1 protein-coding gene and 1 pseudogene are annotated in these 1350 nt (G+C 79.9%); one reads left to right on the top strand and one right to left on the bottom strand.

The window, feature by feature from the left end; all coding sequences use genetic code 11:
* A pseudogene (locus HLB09_RS17180) lies at positions 1 to 433 on the bottom strand (hypothetical protein); the annotation flags it as partial.
* 174 nt (positions 434 to 607) lie between these two features.
* Here HLB09_RS17180 and HLB09_RS17175 point away from each other — a divergent pair.
* Positions 608 to 886, top strand: a complete 279-nt coding sequence (locus tag HLB09_RS17175) for a hypothetical protein (protein WP_171204500.1) — start codon at positions 608 to 610, stop codon at positions 884 to 886.
* Positions 887 to 1350: the final 464 nt, after the last annotated feature.

Below are 1350 nucleotides of genomic sequence, written 5' to 3'. Positions count from 1 at the left end.
GCCCGGCCAGCCGCACCACGCCCCCGCCCGCCTCGCGGCAGTCGAGGGCGAGGTCGGCTCCGACCAGCGCGTCGACCGGGGCGCCGCGCAGGACGACGTTGCGGCGCGGCAGCCGTGGGTCCAGGCCGCCGCCGGGCTGCTCGGCGCCGGGGAGCCCGAGGTCGCGGGCGACCCCCTCGAGCGCCTCCACGGCCATCAGGGTCACGGCGGCGTCCATGTGGGCCGCGCGGCCGAAGAAGCGGTCGCCCACGACGCCCTTGCCGGCGACGACGTCGACGCGCGGCAGCGCTGCCGACGGCGGGTGCGGGGCGCCGTCGCGCGGGCGGCCGAAGTAGTGGTGCTCCGGCGACGCCAGCAGGAGGACCACCTCGACGGGGGTCTGCACCGGGAGGTCCTCGAGCAGGGGCCCGGGGTGCGTCGGGGCGTCAGGCACGGCGCCATCCTCGCGCGCCCCGCCGGCCCCCTGCCGACGAGGGCCGGGCGCCCGGGTGACGGGCGCCGGGTCCTGGGGTAGGCACGCGGTATGGCCGACGACCCGCCCGACCTGAGCGCGCCTGCTGACCGACCGCCCGACACCGGTCCGCGCCGGGGACGGCATCCGAGCCCGGTGGCGACCCGCGCGCTCGCCCGTGCGGGGCGCGACGACGACCGCGAGGGCCTCGGGCCGCCGCTGCGGCTGGAGGGCGTCGTCGAGGAGGGCGTCGAGGCCGGTGCCGTCGTCCTGCGGGAGGCGTCGGGGCGGACGTGGCTGCTCGGCGCCTCGCGGCGCGGCCTCGTCGGCCACCGGGTGCGCCTGGTGGGCGCGGAGCGCCGGGGCGTCCTGACGACGGCGCAGCAGGGGCCGCCCCTGGCCGTGCGCGAGCTGGAGGACCTCGGGCCGGCCTGAGGCTCCTCGTCGGGCTCCCTCCTCGCCGGGAGCTCGTGGTCCGGCTCCTCCTCGACGCCACGAGACCGACGGACGACGGCGTCACGTCGCCGTGCAGACGCCGCCCGTCGGTCTCGTGCTCCTGTCCTGCCCTTCGTCGGTCTCGACCACCCCGCGCCTGCTCCAGCGCGCACCTGCTCCAGCGCACACCCGATCCAGCGCGCCGCGGGGCGGGCGGGGCCCGTCCCGACGGTGCGCACAGCGGCGACGTCGTCGGCCCGGTGCACACCCCCGCCGTCGTCTCGACCGCTCGCCGCCACGGCTCCCTAGCGTCGCGGTGTCCCCTCCGGGGACGGGCGCGGACCAGGGCGGTCAGCGGGAGGCGGAGGAGGTACGTGGTGGCTGCGGGGGTCGAGGCGCTGGTGGGAGCGGCGGTGCCCGCCGCGGCGGCGGCGAGCGGGGCGGCCGCGGCCCTGAGGCTGGCG

It is taken from the genome of Pseudokineococcus marinus (genome assembly GCF_013004605.1).
GTDB classification, from domain to species: Bacteria; Actinomycetota; Actinomycetes; order Actinomycetales; family Quadrisphaeraceae; genus Pseudokineococcus; species Pseudokineococcus marinus.
This window is presented reverse-complemented; position numbering and strand designations above follow the sequence as displayed.